The organism is Polyangium mundeleinium (assembly GCF_028369105.1).
GTDB classification, from domain to species: Bacteria; Myxococcota_A; Polyangia; order Polyangiales; family Polyangiaceae; genus Polyangium; species Polyangium mundeleinium.
Genome location: NZ_JAQNDO010000001.1, coordinates 11,021,726 through 11,038,957, shown reverse-complemented (window position 1 = coordinate 11,038,957; position 17,232 = coordinate 11,021,726). Strand labels below are relative to the sequence as shown.

Annotated in this window: 13 protein-coding genes; 9 read left to right on the top strand and 4 right to left on the bottom strand. The window is 69.5% G+C overall.

The annotated features are described in order from the left end of the window. Positions 1-43: 43 nt before the first annotated feature. The 3 genes from hutH to POL67_RS43410 all read left to right on the top strand — a co-directional run bounded on the left by hutH (position 44) and on the right by POL67_RS43410 (position 4,981). Positions 44-1,600 carry a histidine ammonia-lyase gene (gene hutH / locus POL67_RS43420; protein ID WP_271927117.1) on the top strand — a complete coding sequence of 519 codons (1,557 nt, stop codon included), beginning with the start codon at positions 44-46 and terminating at the stop codon, positions 1,598-1,600. Positions 1,601-1,656: 56 nt separating this feature from the next. After that, positions 1,657-2,004, top strand: a complete 348-nt coding sequence (locus POL67_RS43415) for a hypothetical protein (RefSeq protein WP_271927115.1) — start codon at positions 1,657-1,659, stop codon at positions 2,002-2,004. Positions 2,005-2,125: 121 nt separating this feature from the next. Beyond that, entirely contained in the window at positions 2,126-4,981 is a 2,856-nt protein-coding gene (locus POL67_RS43410) for a protein kinase domain-containing protein (protein WP_271931007.1), read from the top strand. 406 nt (positions 4,982-5,387) lie between these two features. Here the strand turns inward: POL67_RS43410 and POL67_RS43405 are convergent, their stop codons facing one another. Beyond that, on the bottom strand, positions 5,388-5,918 hold the full coding sequence (locus POL67_RS43405) for a hypothetical protein (protein ID WP_271927113.1): 531 nt from the start codon (positions 5,916-5,918) through the stop codon (positions 5,388-5,390). Continuing rightward, positions 5,915-7,534: a hypothetical protein gene (locus tag POL67_RS43400; protein ID WP_271927111.1), complete on the bottom strand. Its 1,620-nt coding sequence runs from the start codon at positions 7,532-7,534 to the stop codon at positions 5,915-5,917. The genes POL67_RS43405 and POL67_RS43400 overlap by 4 nt, the downstream gene beginning before the upstream one ends. A gap of 111 nt (positions 7,535-7,645) precedes the next feature. Here POL67_RS43400 and POL67_RS43395 point away from each other — a divergent pair, with 111 nt between their 5' ends. The 6 genes from POL67_RS43395 to POL67_RS43370 all read left to right on the top strand — a co-directional run bounded on the left by POL67_RS43395 (position 7,646) and on the right by POL67_RS43370 (position 14,182). Further along, complete coding sequence (locus POL67_RS43395) at positions 7,646-8,263, top strand: hypothetical protein (protein ID WP_271927109.1); 618 nt, start codon at positions 7,646-7,648, stop codon at positions 8,261-8,263. 81 nt (positions 8,264-8,344) lie between these two features. Continuing rightward, positions 8,345-9,796 carry a serine/threonine-protein kinase gene (locus POL67_RS43390; protein ID WP_271927107.1) on the top strand — a complete coding sequence of 484 codons (1,452 nt, stop codon included), beginning with the start codon at positions 8,345-8,347 and terminating at the stop codon, positions 9,794-9,796. Positions 9,797-9,886: 90 nt separating this feature from the next. Further along, entirely contained in the window at positions 9,887-12,064 is a 2,178-nt protein-coding gene (locus POL67_RS43385) for a hypothetical protein (protein WP_271927106.1), read from the top strand. Further along, a complete protein-coding gene (locus tag POL67_RS43380; RefSeq protein WP_271927105.1) occupies positions 12,061-12,708 on the top strand; it encodes a hypothetical protein in 648 nt (215 codons plus the stop codon). Before POL67_RS43385 ends, POL67_RS43380 begins: the two co-directional genes overlap by 4 nt. Before the next feature lie 211 nt (positions 12,709-12,919). Next, the gene (locus POL67_RS53970; protein WP_308789578.1) at positions 12,920-13,486 is read left to right on the top strand and encodes a helix-turn-helix domain-containing protein; all 567 of its coding nucleotides are present in this window, start codon (positions 12,920-12,922) and stop codon (positions 13,484-13,486) included. A 360-nt stretch (positions 13,487-13,846) separates the two neighbouring features. Next, the gene (locus POL67_RS43370) at positions 13,847-14,182 is read left to right on the top strand and encodes a helix-turn-helix domain-containing protein (RefSeq protein WP_271927101.1); all 336 of its coding nucleotides are present in this window, start codon (positions 13,847-13,849) and stop codon (positions 14,180-14,182) included. Between the two features lie 103 nt (positions 14,183-14,285). Here the strand turns inward: POL67_RS43370 and POL67_RS43365 are convergent, their stop codons facing one another. After that, on the bottom strand, positions 14,286-14,708 hold the full coding sequence (locus POL67_RS43365) for a hypothetical protein (protein WP_271927099.1): 423 nt from the start codon (positions 14,706-14,708) through the stop codon (positions 14,286-14,288). Between the two features lie 13 nt (positions 14,709-14,721). Further along, positions 14,722-17,214, bottom strand: coding sequence for a peptidase U32 family protein (locus tag POL67_RS43360; protein WP_271927098.1), 2,493 nt, complete (start codon positions 17,212-17,214; stop codon positions 14,722-14,724). Positions 17,215-17,232 lie beyond the last annotated feature (18 nt).

Genomic DNA, 17,232 nt, shown 5'->3' with positions numbered 1-17,232 from the left:
ATCACCCCTTGCCGTGAAAGTGCCGCTTACTAACGTGGCGCGCGTGCACACCCTTTCGCCTCTTCTCGTTGGGCGCCCGATCACCCTCGCCGATCTCGAGGACGTGAGCCGTCGCGGCCGCCCCGTCGCCCTCTGTCCCGAGGCCCGCGCCCGCATCGTCGCCTCGCGCCGCGCCGTCGACGCCATCGCCGAGGCCGGCGACGCCGCGCCCGCGGTTTACGGCATCAACACCGGCTTCGGCGCGCTCGCCGAGACGCGCATCGCCGAGCGCGACGTCATCGCCTTGCAGAAAAACCTCGTGCGCAGCCACGCGACCGGCGTCGGCCCGGATCTCGGCGAGCCCGAGATCCGCGCCATGATGGTCCTTCGCGCGCAGGTCGTCGCGCTCGGTTATTCCGGCGTGCGCGCCGAGGTCGTCGATCTGCTCCTCGCCATGCTCAACGCGCGCATCGCGCCGCGCATCCCCTCGCAAGGATCCGTCGGCGCCTCGGGCGACCTCGCGCCGCTCGCGCACCTCGCGCTCACGCTCATGGGCGAAGGCGAGGCCTCCTTCCGCGGCGAACGCATGACGAGCGCCGAGGCCCTCGCGCGCGCCGAGCTTCGCCCTGTGGTCCTCGCGGCGAAGGAGGGCCTCGCGCTCATCAACGGCACGCAGTACATGGCTGCCGTCGGCGCGCTCGCCGTGCGCGACGCGCTCGCCCTCTGCACGATCGCCGACGTCGCCGGCGCGATGAGCCTCGAAGCGAACAAGGGCTCGAAGCGCCCCTTCGACGAGCGCCTCATGGCCGTCCGCCCGCACCCGGGCCAGGCCGCTTGCGCCGCGAACCTCCGCGGGATGCTCGACGACAGCGAGATCATGCAGAGCCACGCGGACTGCCCGCGCGTGCAGGACGCCTACTCGCTCCGCTGCATGCCGCAGGTCCACGGCGCCTCGCGTGACGCCCTCGGCTGGGCCGCCGACGTCCTCACGCGCGAGATCAACAGCGTCACCGACAACCCCACCATCTTCCTCCGCGACGACGGCGGCGCCGATCTCCTCTCGGGCGGCAATTTCCACGGCCAGCCGCTCGCGCTCGCGCTCGACCTCGCGGCCATGGCTGCGGCCGAGCTCGCGAACATCAGCGAGCGCCGCGTCGAGCAGCTCGTCAACCCTGCGCTCTCGAGCGGCCTCACCCCGTTCCTCGCGCCGCAGAGCGGCCTGCACTCCGGCTTCATGATCGCCCAGGTCGCGAGCGCCTCGCTCGTCAGCGAGAACAAGGTCCTCTGCCACCCCGCCAGCGTCGACTCGATCCCTTCGAGCGCCGGCCGCGAAGATCACGTCAGCATGGGCAGCGTCAGCGCCCGCAAGCTCGCGCAGGTCATCGAGAACGTCCGCACCTCGCTCGCGATCGAGATCCTCACGGCCGCCCAGGGCATCGATCAGCGCCGCCCCCTCCGCTCCTCGGCCGCCGTCGAGCGGGCGCACGCGGCCGTCCGCGTCGTCTCCCCCACGCTCGACGAGGACCGCCCGCTCTATCGCGACATTGCCGCCGTCCGCGACATCGTCCTTTCGGGCGCCCTCCGCCGCGCGGTGGAAGAGGTCACCGGGTCCCTCCGGTAACCTCACGAAACACGCCCGACTCGCCATTTCGATACGGTTACGATACATTCGTTCAGGTGATTTCCGGGCGTGAAGATCCCTTTCCCGCGGCGGCCGTGCGCGACCTCATCGGCATCGTGCGGGCAATGTATGCGGCCGCCAAACTCGCGGGGGCGGGGCGCGTCGAGCTCCAGCGCATCGAGCGCGTCGGACGGGACCTCGCGTCGGCGCTCACGCTCGCGCAGCGGAGCGGGCCGAACACGATCGGCGCGTCGGCTGCGTGGAAGCGGGCTGAGGAAGCGGCGCTCCGCGCGGGCGACCTCGTCGACGCGTTGACGCCGGCCGAGCCGCTCGTGCACGCCGCCCGCGCGCGCATCGCGGGCAAGGCCGTGGCCGAGGGGAACAAGAAGGCGAGCGCGCGGTGAGTTCGCCGGTGGCGCACCTCTGATATCCTCGCGGCTTCGCGAGGGACCCCTGGACCAAGACCAAGCGATGCCCCGTTCGCCGCGCCGGCGCACTCTTTTCGCCGGAACTCTCGCCCTCGTGATGCTCTCGGCCTCGCCGATCACGCGCGCGGACGTGCCTGCTCCTTCTGCCGTCGAGGCGCACGCCCACGCGTATCAGGGCACGTGGGAGTACCGCTGGGGCGACTCGCCGCGCGACCCCATGAACGCGTTCGTCTGGGCCACGCCCGCGGTGAACGACGGATGGCGCGCCTTGCCCCCGCAGGCCACGCCCGAGGGCCGGAACGGCGCGCGTTTCCTCTGGATGCGCACGCGCCTCGTCGGCCACGTCGAGCGCGAGCCCGTCCTCTACCTCCGCGGCGTCGATCAGATCGTCGAGGCGTACCTCGACGGCGCCCTCGTCTACCGGTTCGGCGCGTTCGAGGGCGACGGCGCGCTCCGCTTCCAGGGCTACAAGCCGCACTTCCTCCCGCTCGGATCGAACTTTGCGGGCAAGACCCTCACGCTCCGCATCCACTCCGATCACGTCAACATCGGGCCCTACGGCGACTCGTTGATCGGCCCGCGCGCCGACCTCGCCCTCGACGCCGTCCGCGCCGACCTCCCCGCGCTCGCGATGGGCATCCTCCTCGTGTCGGCGGGCCTCTTCGTCCTCGGCCTTTTCCTCTCCGAGCGCCGCGACAAGTCGAACCTCGCCTACGGCCTGCTCGCGCTCGCGCTCGGGATCTACCTCCCCGCGGCCGCGCCCATCCGCGGCCTCCTCGTCGACGCGCCGCTGCTCTGGGTCCACGTCGAGTTCGCGAGCCTCTACCTCACGCCGATCTTCTTCGCCGCGTACTTCGAGCACGTCTTCGGCCCCGACCGCTTCCGCCTGCTCCGCGGCCTGCAGTGGGTGCACGCCGCGTACTTCCTCGGCTCGGCCCTCCTTGTCGCGCTCGGGCTCGTCCCGGTGCTGCGCACGCTCCTGCCCTTTCAGATCCTCCTCCTCGTCACGATCCTTCTCATGACCTCCCGCGCGGTCCTCCACGCGACGCGCGGCAACCTCGACGCGCGCATCTTCACGGGTGGGTTCCTCCTGGCCGCTGCTGCGGCCTCGCATGACGTGCTCAAGGCGATCGGCCTCGTCCCGCGCGACCACGTCTCGCTCGGCCACGTCGGCATGTTTGCCTTCACCCTCTCGCTCGGCATCATCCTCGCGCGCCGCTTCGTCGAGGTGCACGAGCGCATGGGCCGCTACTCGCGGGTCCTCGAGCTCAGCCTCGCCTCGGCGCAGGTCCTCGATCGCGGCGGCCAGGCCCGCGTCGCGCTCGACGAGATCATCCGCCTCCTCGGCGCGCGCGCGGCTCTCCTCTTCGTCACCCACGAGGGGGGCGCGGTCGCGGGGGCCGAGCTCGAAGTTGCCGCGGGCCGCGAGGCCGGTGGCGTCGAGATCCCGCTCGCCTCGGTCATCGCCGGGTTTGCCTCGAACCTCGACGACCTCGTCGAACAGGTCCGCCTGCGCCGCGAGGCGCGCGTGTGGAAGCGCATCGAGGACACGCGCCGCAGCGCCATGGCCGCGCCGCTCGTCGTGCGGGACGAGCTCCTCGGCGTCCTCTACCTCGAAACCGACGAGTCACGCCGGCACTTCGACGACGCCGACCTCTCGCTCCTCAACGCCCTCGGCGAGAAGCTCTCCATCAACATCGTCTCCACGCGTGCCGTCCGCGCCGAGCTGGAAAGCTCGCTCCACCAGAAGCGCATCGCCGAGCAGGCGGTGCTGCTCGAAGCCGCCGCGCGCCTCGCGTCGGGCGACATCAAGACCCCGATCCCCGTCGACGAGAAGAGCGAGTTCGCGGACCTCGCGCGGGGCCTCGACCAGATGCGCCGCGACGTGCAGGCCAAGATCCGCACGATCGAAACCAAGAAGGCCGAGGTCGAGGTCCTGAACGAGGAGCTCCGCCGCAAGATCCAGCAGCACACGACGAGCCTCCTCTCCTCGCTCCGCACCGACGTCGACGTCGACGAGGACGAGCTCGTCACCGCCACGCCGAGCTTCGAGGTCGGCGCCCTCATCGCCGAGCGGTACCGCGTCATCGAGGAGCTCGGCCAGGGCGCGATGGGCGTCGTCTACGAGGTCGAGCGTGTCCGCGACGCGCGCAGCTTTGCCATGAAGGTCCTCACGAGCCGCAGCGACAAGCTCGCGATGGCGCGCTTCGTGCGCGAGGCGCAGATCCTCTCCCGCCTCGACCACCCGAACCTCGCCTCGATCGCCGACGTCGACGTCACCCCCGAGGGCCTGCTCTACCTCGTCATGGAGCTCTGCAAGGGCAAGCCGCTCCATCGCTGCAAAGAGCGCTACCGCGACGTCACCTGGTCCTGCTCGGTGCTCCGCCAGATGGCCGCGGGCCTCGCCGCCGTGCACGCGCAGGGCGTCATCCACCGCGACCTCAAGCCGGGCAACGTCATGGTCGCCGAGGACGCCGAGGGGCATGCGCAGGTCAAGCTCGTCGACTTCGGCATCTCCACGCTCACGGGGGAGGTCCAGGAGCGCCCGCCCCTCTCCGAGCGGCCTCGCGAGCTCGATTCGCCGCCCTCCACACGCCGCAGCATCGCGCCGCCGCCGCAGGAGGTCACGCGCACGGGCATCCTCGTCGGCACCCCGACCTACATGGGCCCGGAGCTCGCACAGGGCTCACGCCACTGGAAGGCGCACTCCGACGTCTTCAGCCTCGGCGTCATCGCCTACGAGATCCTCACGGGCAAGCGCCCCTTCAACGTCCCGCCGATCTTCGTCGGCATGCAGGGCCAAACCCTCCCGCGGCCTACGGGCCTGCGCCGCGTCGAGGGCCTCCAGGGCGGCCTCGCGCTCCTCTTCGAGCGCTGCATGGATCCCGACCCCGCCGCGCGCCCCACGGCCCAGGAGGTCGCGGATTCGCTCGGCAAGTACGGGTATCGCTGACGTTGGGTGTGGAATTCCCTCGCGAAACGGGGAAGCACGACACCCCGACCAGCGTCCCGCACCGACCGACGGTGCTTTCAGGTGACCCGGGGCAGCCGCGACGACCGACCGACGGTGCTTGCAGGTGACCCGGGGCAGCCGCGAGCACCGATCGACGTCCTTGCAGGTGACCCGGGGCAGCCGCGAGCACCGACCGACGTCCCTGCAGGTGACCCGGGGCAGCCGCGAGCACCGACCGAGGGTGCTTGCAGATGACCCGGGGCAGCCGCGAGCACCGACCGACGTCCCTGCAGGTGACCCGGGGCAGCCGCGAGCACCGACCGAGGGTGCTTGCAGGTGACCCGGGGCAGCCGCGAGCACCGATTGACGTCCCTGCAGGTGACCCGAAGCCGCCTCCAGCCGCCGCTTACTCGGCGCGAAGCACCCGCACGGGTTTTCCATCCGGCCCCGTACGAATCTCCCCCGGCGGCTGCGTCAAGCTCGGCGCGCCCGCGTTCACGGTGAACGACTGCACCCGCTCGCGCACGCGTCCGTTGAACGTCCCGCGCACCCGCACCGCGAGATCGGCCCGCGTCGCTGGCGCCGTGAACGACACCTCGACGCCGACCTTCTCGCCCTGACCGAAACGCCGGTTCTGCACGGGCTCCTTCGCGCTCGTCACGACGAGCCCGTCCACGCCCCAGACCTCCACGGTCACATCGCTCGCGGCCTCCTCGAAATCGACCGTCAGCGCTGCGCTCGACGCCGCGAGCTTCCCCTCGACCTTCACGGGCGCCCCCGGCTTCTGCGTCCGCACCTCGCCTCCCTCCTCGGCGTTCGCCTCGGCGAGGGGCGCTTCCGGACCGCCGAGATCGGGCTCCTTCCGCTCGACCGTCCCGCACGCGGCCACGACACAAGCGAGCATCCACAGCGCGCGCATCTCGTTCCCTTTTTTCATGGCAGGACCTCGATCGTCACTTCGTACGGGCCCGAAAATTCTCCGTAGCCCTGCACGTTCACCACGTAGTCTTCGCCGGCGGTCGTGGCGAACGACACCGTCTCCTCGCCGCTCTCCGACGCGGCGCTGTCGAGCTCCTTGCCGCGCAGGTACACGTAAAGGTCCACGTCACTCGTCGCGCTCGAGCTCACCTTCAGCGTCCCGCCCGTGCCCTTCACGCGGAGGAACCGGTTCTGCCCGAGCAGCGCCGGATCGATCCCGCCGATCAACGTCAGCTTCACCGACTCGTTCACTGCCATCGGCACGAACACCGGCAGCGCCCCGGGATCTCCGGCCGTGTGCGTCTCGCCCGTCCCCCACGCGTCCGTCACCGGATCGATCCCGAACGAGCTGCCCGACCCGTGATGCCCGACCAGCGCGTCGATCGCCGTCGCCGCTTCCGGATGCGCGCTCTTCAGCCCCGCGACGAACGGGAACAGCGTGGTCATCGCCGGCGTCGACTTCAGATCGCCGATCATCACCGCGTACACGCCTTGCAGCTTCACCTCGACGTTGTCGAAGGCCTCGGCGTTCTCGTCGTACGCGTCGAACACCACGTTCTGCACCGTCGTCTCCGAGTACCAGCCGGGCTTCGCGGACTGGCTCGTATCGTTTTCCTCGATGTCCTCCCAGAACCCGTCCTTCTGCCCGGCGCCCATCGCGTCGCTGTAGACCGTGTCCGGGTCGAGGATCATCGCGGAGAGCGCGTTGCAGAACCCCTCGCTGAAGGCGAGCCGCGGATCGAGCACGTCGCCGTACCCGTGCGAGCCGCCCCAGCTATCCGAGCGCGTGATGTGCTCCTCGAACGAGTGCCCCCACTCGTGCACCAGCACGTGCGTGTCGAACTCGTCCGTGTCCACGTTCTCCTTGCCGAGCACGTAGATCTCGTCGCCGTCCCAGTGCGAGGTCCCGATCTGACCGAGCCCGACGAGCCCGTCCTCGGGCCGGTTCTCCACGCTCCAGTTGATCGCGAGCTTCGGGAACACGGGCGGCGGCGTCGTCTCGTCGAGGAACCGCCGCGCCGCCGTATAGGCCGCGTCGAGCACCGAAAACGGCGCCGCGAGCCGGGGTTTGCCGTACGAAACCCCTGTCCAGCCCGTCGTCGCCACCATGTCGAGTGACCTCGGCTCGTCGACCACGACCTCGCCGCTCTCCATCACGTACGTCGCGTCGCTCGCCGTGTTGTCCACGACGAGGATGGAGGGCACCATCGTCTCGGCGTAGACCCATACCTTCACCTGCGTCGTGCCCTCCCAGTCGAAGGCGTACTGGCCCAGCGCGTCCGAGGTCGTCTCGGCGATCAACGCATCGTTCGCCGCGTCGAGCAGCGCCACGCGCGCGCCGCGGATCGGCTTCTGGGTCACCTTCGAATAGTCGAGCCCGTCTGCCTCGTGGTTGTACGCGACGCTCTCGTAAAGCAATGTCCCCGCGAGCCGCGGACGCTCCGTCGGCGGCTCGCCCGTCCCGCCCGGCTTCACCGCGGGTTCGTCGCTGCCGCAGCCCGCGAGCGAGAGTGCGCCGAGCACGAACAGCGTCGTCAGCCGATATCCCGAACGTGCCGATCCCGCGCTGAACATCCCCCCAAAGTATCGAAGGCCCGTCCGCCTCGTCAACGCCCGGCGCCGCGTTTCCACTGCGTCTGTCCCCGTCGTTTTCGGGCATCTCGATTGCAAAGGCTGAAGGGAACCATGCATTCGACGACGCTTCGGCCGTTCACATTGTCACGAGCTGCGCTTTTGCTGCTCCTCGCTGCTACCGGTTGTCAGGGACGTGAAACGCAGGACGACGCTTCGAAAGGCGAGGGGGCTTCGCACGGCGCGTCGGGTGACTTCGATAGCCGGGACGGAGGATCCGACGCGGGCGCATGCGACGAAACAGCGAACCTCGAACCGGGCAGCGCCGTCGATCCAAACGATCCGTGCGGCACGCTCCTCGGCGAAGGCGAACCACTCGCGCGTGCTGCGTGGGTGAGCGCTCCGGACCCGAACTTCCAGATCTCTCAGGCTGTCGGCGTCACGTGGTTTGCCGAGTACGCCGCCCGCGTGCCCCTCGATCCGCGTGATGGCTACGTGCTCGAGCTCGAGCGCTGCGAAACCCCGGCGGACAGGGCGACCTCCTGCGCGACCTCGCCGCTCGTGCTTCCCGCGGACGCGTGCGGCACGGGCATCGTCCGTTTCGGCGTCGATCCTTCCCAGTACGGGCCCGGGACGAACCTCTACACGTTCACCGTTCGCCTGCGCCGAGGTTGTGTCGTCGACAGCGCCGACACGTTTTCCCTGACCGTCGAATACGACGCGGGGCCGTAGCGCGCGGACGCCCGGCGTCACCTCGGGAAAAAGCGCCAAATCCTCGTGCTGGGGACCCGTCCTCGGGTAGCATCGTGGCCGATGGACTTCGTCCCGGGGGCGATGATTGGGGGGAAGTACCGCCTCGAGCGCAAGATCGCCGAGGGCGGTATGGGCGAGGTGTGGATCGGCGCGCAGGTGGGGGGCGCGCAGGTCGCGATCAAGCGCCTCCTGCCCGACGCCGCGCGTGATCACCACCTCGTCACGCGTTTTCGCCGCGAGGCGCTCCTCCTCGGCAAGATCGAGAGCGACCACGTCTCGCGCGTCATCGAACAGACGACCGATCCCGACTTCGGCCTCCTGCTCGTGATGGAGTACGTCGAGGGCATGTCCCTCGCCGATCTGCTCGAAAAGCAGGGCACGCTCGCCGTCGAGGAGGTCCTCGACATCGGCGAGGGCGTCGCGCGCGCCATCGCGGACCTCCACCGGGCCAGCATCGTCCACCGCGACGTCAAACCCGAAAACGTCATCCTGCGGCGCTTGTCGAGCGGGGAGCGACGCGCCGTGCTCATCGACTTTGGCCTCGCCCGCCTCCTCGATCCGGCCGAGGACCAACGCGGCAAAGAGGAGACGCTCACCGGCATCACCCGCGCCGACATGGCCGTCGGCACCATCCCGTACATGGCGCCCGAGCAACTCCTGAACTCGCGCGACGTCAACGGAACGGCCGACGTCTACGCGCTCGGCGCGATCCTCTACCGCGCCGCCTCGGGCCGGAACGTCTTCGGCGACCAGGACGACCTCTCGTACGCGCGCCAGAAATTGAGCGACGACGCCCCGCCCATCGCGCTCACCCGCAGGGACCCCGCGGCCGAGCGCCTCTCCGCGATCGTCATGCGCGCCGTCAAGCGCAGGCCCGCCGAGCGGTACGAGGGCATCGAGCCCATGCTGAAAGAACTCGCCGAGGCCCGCGCCCTCGCGCGCCCGCGAGGCGGAGACGCCGACGCCCCCACCCAGGCGGCCCCCGTCTCCTCGCTCCTCGGCTCGGCCGCCACGCAACTCCCCTTCGCCGCGCCCGCTGCGCCTTCCCCCGTCGCTCCGCCTCCCGCGTCCGCGCGTTTTGGTCCCTCGGCCCCGATCCAGCGCCCGTCTCCCGCGCTCACCGTGCCGATGCCGGCCGTCTCCGACATCCCCGACCCGGGCCCTCCAGCGGCCCTCCGCCGCCCGTCGCCCGCGTTTGGAGTCCCCGCGGTCGCTCCGGCAGCGGCCCCTCCGCAGGTCATCATCACGCCGCCCGCCGCGCCGCCGCCCGTCGCCCTGCCCATCGCTGCCGCGCCGCTCGCTGCGCCGCCCGTTGCCCCGCCGCTCGGCCGTCCGCCTGTCGTCGGCTTTGGCGAAATGCCTGGCGCGCCGAGGCCTGCGCCTGCCGTCGTCATCCCGGCCGACGCCGTCCCTCGCCGCGCCGCGTTTGCGTTTGGCCTTGTCGCGCTCGGCGTCGGGTTCGTCCTCGGATTCGTCGCGCACGCCCTCCTCGCGGCCGGCGGATCGCCCTGACAACCCCGTTTTCCTCGCGCGCCCCGCGCGGCCGGCCGTAGCCCTCGGCTGGAATGTCGGGGTACCCTGGAGCGTACCCGGATCCCGCCGATGCGAACCACCGCGTCCACCTTTCTCCTCGCAGGCTTCACCTCGCTCGCGGCCCTCGCCGCCTGCAAATCCGGCGATACGCCCTCGCCGACCGACGTGACGCCAAAGCCCACCGCCTCGAACGCGACCCCGGCCGCGCAGCAGCCTACCCGCGCGCGGAAGCCCCCGCTCGTGCGCGAGGGCGGCGCGCTCGTCCGCTCGCCGTCCGAGCCTGCGCTTTGGCTCGCGGACGAGGATCAGCAGGTCGTGCGGCGTATTGCGCTCCCCGCCGACGCGCAGAACCCGCCCGTCGCCGTCAAGATGCCTGGGCCCCCGGCGGCCGTCCTTGCCCTCGACGATCGTGTCCTCGTCACGGTGCGTGGCCTTCGCAAGACCGACGATCCTGCATCACCTTATGAAGGCCCGGGCCTCTTGCTCGTCATGCGCCCCGATCCCGCGGCCGGCCTCGTCGAGATCGGCCGTGTCGAGCTCCCGGCCGATGCTTGGGGCCTCGCGATCACCCCCGACGAATCCACCGCGCTCGTCACCTCGCCGTGGACCCACGCGGTCTCCGCCGTCGACCTCAAAACCCTCCAGAAACGCTGGACCCTCGACGTCCCGCGCGAGCCGCGCGCTGTCGTCGCTTTGCCCGACGGAAAAACCGCCTACGTCACGCACCTCGTCCGCGCCACGCTCTCGCGCATCGACGCCGTCGACGGCGACGCCCGCGTGAAAGACGTTCCTTTCCCGGCGGCACCCTTGCGCACCCCGCCTGATCCGGCGCGGCGTGAGGCCGCAACACTCGCGTATTCGGCCGTCCTCTCCCCCGATGGCGCGCGCCTTTTTGTCCCGCGCCAGGCGCTCGGGGCCATGGGCGAGAGCGCGTGGAATGGGCAAAACACCGTCGATGTCCTCTCGACGGCCGACGAGAGCCCGCTCGCCGTGCGGGCGCCTCGCTGGTTCGTCATGCAATCGAAGCCGTTTCAAAAGCTCCTCGGCGAATTCGGATTCGAAGAGGCCGACCCGCACCTCACGGGCCCTGCGCCTGCGCAGCTCGGCGAGATCTTCGTCCAACCGCGCGCCGTCGTGTATCGCAAGAAGACCCGCACCTTGCTCGTCGCGAGTGAAGGCACCGACCACCTCGTCGAGCTCGACGCGCTCTCCCTCGATCCCTCGCTCGGCGCCCTTCGCAAGTACGACCTCGGCGGTGGCAATACCGAGGAAGACAAACCCGGCGCCACCCGCTGCGGCGCGCCCACCGGAATCGCGCTCTCCGAGGACGAGGGCACGGCCTTCGTGTTTTGCCGATCGAGCCACGACCTTGCGATCGTCCGCCTCGACGCCTTCGACAAACGCGCCCCCTACGAATCCTCGCCCCCTGCGATTTTTTCCCTCGGCCCGGATCCCCTACCCGAGCAGGCGGCCATCGGTCGCCGGCTTTATTACAATGCGCGCGACTGGCTCTTGAGCGCCTCGTATGGCTGCGCCGGCTGCCACCCCGAGGGGCGCGACGACGGGCACGTGTGGCACGAGGACATCCGGGAGAGCTACGAACAAAAGGGCAAATTCGAGCCCAACGCGATGCATGCCTTCGAGGACAAGCAGGCCTTCGAGGGCTTCTTCAAGGGCGTCCCGCGCCAGACGCCGATGCTCGCGGGCCGCGTCGCCGCATTCGGACCTTATGGCTGGAAAGGCGAGAGCCCGAACCTCAAGCACCGCGTGATCATCGGCATTGGCCTCCATCGCTGGCTCGGCGGCGGGCCTTTGAGTTATTCTGCGGACAAGACGATCCCGCGCGCCGAGGCCATTGCTGCCTTTGCTCGCAACGGCCTCGTCCCGCCCCCGCGCGACAACCACGAGAAGACCGCCGCGGAGAAGCGCGGCGAGGTGCTCTTCAACGACCCCAACGTCGGCTGCGCGACCTGCCATGTTCCGAAGACCGAATACACGAACCGCGCTGTCGTGGGGCTCGGCACGTGGGCGTTCGACAAGGCGCGATTCGAGACAGAGGCCGAGGACGACTGGAAATTCAAGACGCCCTCGCTGCTCTACCTCGCCGGAAGCGCGCCTTATTACCACGACGGCAGCGCGGCCACGCTCGAAGATCTCGTCGAGCGCAATGGCAAGCGCATGGGCCATACGGATCATCTCTCCAAGGAGGATCGGGCGGCGCTCGTCGCCTTCCTGAAGACGTTATGAGCAACTCGAACCTGCGCCGCGCCTTGGCCTTTTCGCCGCCGTTCCTGGTCCTCCTCGGCTTCTTTTCGTTCGCCGTGGCCGAAGAGGCGCCTGCGCCCGCCGCTGCACCTGTGCCCGCATCCGCGGCCGCTGCGCCCGCGACCCCGCCTGCCTCGGCGGCCGCTGCGCCCGCGCCCGCGCCCCCGGAGCCGAGCGCACCTCCCCTCGCGGAATGGTCTCCGCCCGAGACAGCGTCCGACAAACCCACGCCCGAGGAATGGGAAAAGGCGACGCCGCTCGAGCTTCTCCGCCCTCACGAGTTCTGCACGGCGTCCGCGGTCCGCGAATGGCTCCGTATCTCGTGTCGGGATCCGCGGGACGAGTTCAAGGGCCTCCGCGTCATCGGCGGCTCCGAGAAGGACGTCTCGATCACCGACTTCAAGGTCAAGGGCAAGAGCAAGGACTTCCAGGGCAAGGAGATCGACAAGACCTTCGACGGCCTGCACGTGGTGTTTCCCGTGCGCAAAGAGGATCGGCGCGTGCTGAGCATCGTGAACTGGGCCTCCTGCGGCTGGAAGTGCTGGTACTTTCGGGAGGACATGTTCGTCACCATCTCCGAGCTCTGGCTGCCCGGCGAAGAGCGCCCCACGATCGTCCTTCATTGAAGCTCCTCCTCACGGGAGTGCCTCGACGCCGTCTGCGCCCCGGACAGTTGCTCCGAGGTTGAAACTTTCTCGCAGACCGATACCGACGGCGTCGGCGGACGCCTGCCTCGCCTTCTTCTCCCTCGATCGGCGCAATCGTCCACCGTCGCCGCAAGAAAACGCGAGCTAGGACGAAAAGCGTCCGATCTGCCTCGCGTTTTCCCTCCTCTCAATGCCGCATCCGTGCGTGGTAGGACAATTGGTGTCCTACCACGATCACGTTTTTCGGTGCGGGTTCGTCCAATGCGGTGCATATTCGCTCCTGGTCGTACCGAGCCGAGCGCGAAAGGCGCGGAGAGGCCGGACGACCGAGAGCTTCACCAGCGAAAAAAGACCCTTGGAATTCCGGCGAGAAGGAGGCCGGTCGGCGCGTCCGCGAGGGCGAACCGAGAACCACATCCACATGCCCCGACGTTCTACTCCCGATGCGTTTGCACTCCAGGTTGGCGCCCGTATCCGCGAGCTCCGGTACGAGATGAACATGTCCCTCGCGGCGCTCGCCGACGCGAGTGAGCTTTCGAAGGGCCACCTCTCGAGCGTCGAGCATGGCCTCGCCGCGATCACGATCGGCACGATCGCCCGGCTCGCGCAGGGCTTCGGCGTGCCCCCGATGTACCTCCTCACGTTCGCGGCGGAGGACGAGCGCGCCCACACGGCCGAGCTCCTCCGCTACCTGCCTCAGACCGAGGTGAGGAAGCTGCGCCGCCAGATCCAGGCGCAGGTCGCCGCCCGCAAGTAATCGCGCCCCACCCACAAGACCATCCAGAGAGCGCTGATCGGCAGGTCCGATCGGCGCTCTCGCTTTTTTGTCCATCACGAAAGAGCCTAGGACAATCAATGTCCCTCACGCCCCACGTTTTCCCTGGCCTCGCTACAGCGGCCATGCTGGGTAGGACATTGACGGACCGATCGACTTGCGGTTTTTCGTGCGGGTTCGTCGGAATGGGTGCATAGTCATTTTCGTGGTCGCCGCGGTGGTCGCGAATGAAAGCGACGCGGGGCGACGAGAGCTTCCGAAACGACAGACGAAACCATTTTCCCCGGCGAGAAGGAGGCCGGTCGGAGCGCCCGCGAGGGCGAACCGAGAACCCTAAATCACATGCCGCGACGTTCGACCCCCGAGCCGTTTGCCCTCCAGGTTGGTACCCGTATTCGCGCGCTTCGCAAGGAGCGCAATATGTCCCTCGGCGCCCTCGCCGACGCGAGCGCGCTCTCGAAGGGCCACCTCTCCAGCGTCGAGCACGGCCTCGCCGCGATCACGATCGGCACGATCGCCCGTCTCGCGGAGGGCTTCGGCGTGCCCCCGATGTACCTCCTCACGTTCGCCGAGGAGGACGAGCGCGCCAAGACCGCTGAATTGCTTCGCTACCTGCCTCAGACCGAGGTGAAGAAGCTGCGCCGCCAGATCCAGGCGCAGGTCGCCGCGCGCAAGTAATCGATTCCTCCGCCCTTGAGCTCCCTCCGCTCCCGGGCGTTCCAGGGCCGCACCACTTCCTTAGGCTTTCGACCGGGGGTGCACGGAGACGTGCGCCCTCGGTCTATTTTTTGTCCGCCGCGAGGTGCTTTGCGCGGCACTCGACGAGCCAAGCCCTGGCCAATTCGTGGTCATCGAAAAAGCCGAGCACGGTCTTTTGACCTTGCAAGAGGTTCGCGGCGCGCGTGAACAGCGAGATGACCACGCGCGTCTTGAAGCTCGTGCCCACATAGGCCGCGTAATACGTTCCCGCCGGCCTCGGCCGTTCGGCGCCCAACTTGCGCGCGGCGGCGTCGAGGCCGCCGAATTCATGCATGTGGTAGAGGGCGAGCTGAAATCTGCCCTCGTGCTCGTCCATGTCCGGGAGATCGACGAGGACACGCATGTCCTCCAACGTGATCGGCCCCCGGTACACGTGTACGGCGATCCCGGGGTCTTCGAACGACAGCGTATGTTGTCCGATCTGGAGCGGCTCTCGCTTTTTCATCACATGCGATCCCTCACGCCGGAAGCACCCGGAGTGACCCCTTCACCACACCATATCCGCCTTCGGCCCGGAGCGCGCGGAAGACCTCGGGCGCGTGCATCTTGCCTTCGAGCAGCCTCCGGTACGTCCCGACGATCGTCGCCACGTCCTCCGCCGTCTCGCGCACGAGCTCGATCCGGAATCGCCGCACGCCCCCCCGCGCCGCCGCGGACGCGAGGCTCGCCGCGCTCTGCGCCGCCGCGTGAAACACCGTGTTCCGGCAGCCCACGTCCGCCTCCACCGGGTGCTCCATCCCCGCGCGGTCCCGCAAGGACACCTTGTGCTTCTCGCAGGGCCTGCCGCAATCACGAAAATCCTTCCCTGTCGAGAGCAGCGCCGCGATCACGCAATGCTCCATGTGGAAGAGTGGCATCGGGTGATGCAGGACCACCTCGGCGAACGGCCCGAACGGCGAATCGAGCAGCCGTTCGAGCTGCGCCGCGTCGAGGTCGAACGAGGGCGTGAACGCCGAGAGCCCGCGCGAGAGCACCTCCGCGGCCGTCAATCGGTTCGTCACGTTCAGCGAGAAATCGCCGATCCGCGGAATCGAGAGCCCCGCGCCCTCCCGCAGCGCGCCGAGCCCACGCACGAGCAGGAGATCGGGCTCCAGGGAGAGCAGGTACCGGTCGATCTTCTCCTCGCCTGGCTTGCGAATGCGCGGCGGCGCGACGCCGATCGTCACGTTCGGCCGCGACGTCCGGAGCGCGCGCAAGGCCGCGCCCGTTCCTACGAGCTCCAAGAAATCGAGATAGACCCCGTCCGCGCCTGCATCGAGCGCCGCCGCCGCTTGCGCCTCCGTCCGGCAGAGCACGAAAAGACCGGCCGCCGGCGGGCTCCGATCGGGCGGGCCCGCCGCGCGCACGAGGTCCTGGAAATGCACCGACGTCGTCTCCACCTTCCGCGCGGCCGACGCGAGCAGCGCCTCCACGAGCGCGCGGCGCGCCCGGTTCAGCGATGACGGCGGGATCATCACACCCGTCGGCAGGTCCGCGTCGATCGCCGCGATCTCGAACGGCGTATCGCCGAGCCGCCCGAGTTTGTCCTTCAGCACCGCGGCGACGTCCGCGCCCCCGCGCGCCTCGCCGATCGGCGCGTCGCCCGTCACGACGCCCCAGAGCCCCGACGTCGTCGACGCCTCGAACCGCGGCATCTCTCCGATCGCCCCCGACACCCGGATCGAGAGCGGCACCTTCCGCGGCGCTCGCTCGATCTCCGCGAGGATCGCCTTTTCCGTCGCCGGATCGTCCGTCTTCCACACGCGCCGGCCCGGCTTCGCGACATCCACCCGCACATCGGGTCCGAGCCAGACGGCGACCTCCTCGCCCGCCTCGGCGCGCGGCGTGTCCGCGCCGTTCGTCGCGATCGTCCAGACGCGCCCGCCGAGTTCGCCTGCGCCCGCGAACCCGCCCTCCACGAGCACGCCGTCGCCACGCGTGATCGCCTCCGCGAGCCGGATCCGGAGCAGCGTTTTCCCTCGCGCGCGCGTGGTCCCGACGAGCTCGCCCACCGGCAAGCCTCGATGATCACAGGCGCGCCCCTCCACGAGCCGCTGGTGATCCACGCCCGCGAGAAAGCCCGGACCCGATCCTCGTGAATACGTTTGCAGCGCGGTTTTTCGGATCGAACCGAGCGCCTCGCTCGGGCCCGCGCTGCTCGCTTCGAGCGCCGCGCGGTAGAGCCGCGTCGTCGCGGCCACATAGTCGGGCCCCTTCAGCCGCCCTTCGATCTTCAGCGATGAGACGCCGAGCTCGGCGAGCTTCGGCACGAGCGCGCTCGCCTCCAGATCCTCCGGCGACAGGAGATACGCGTGATCCCCGAGGTCTCGCTTTTCCCCATCGACGACGAGCTCGTACGGCAGCCGGCACGCCTGGGCGCACGCGCCGCGGTTCGCGCTGCGCCCGCCGATGGCCTCGCTCGTCAAGCACTGCCCCGAATACGCGATGCAGAGCGCGCCGTGCACGAAGACCTCGATCTCCACGTCCGTCGCGCGCCGGATCGCTGCGATGTCGTCGACCGACAGCTCGCGCGCCAGGATGACCCGGCTCGCGCCGAGCTCACGCGCGAGCTCCGCGGCACCCGCGTCGGTGCACGTCATCTGCGTCGAGGCGTGGATCGCGAGCGCCGGCGCGATCGCCCGCACGAGCCGCGCGACCCCGAGGTCCTGCACGATCACCGCGTCCACGCCGGCCTCCGCGCACGTACGCACGGCGTTCTCGACGTTCTCGAGTTCCTCGTCGAAGACCAGCGTGTTCAGCGTGACGTACCCGCGGACCCCGTGCTCATGCAGGAACGCCATCGTCCGCGTGAGCCCCTCGGCGTCGAAGTTTTTCGCGCGCGCCCGCGCGTTGAACCCTTGGAGCCCAAAATAAACGGCGTCCGCGCCGGCCAGCACCGCGGCCCGGAGCGCGGCGTCATCACCGGCGGGGGCGAGGATCTCGGGGCGCCTCGGCAGCGCGGGGGAGCTCATGGTCGGACGCTATATCGC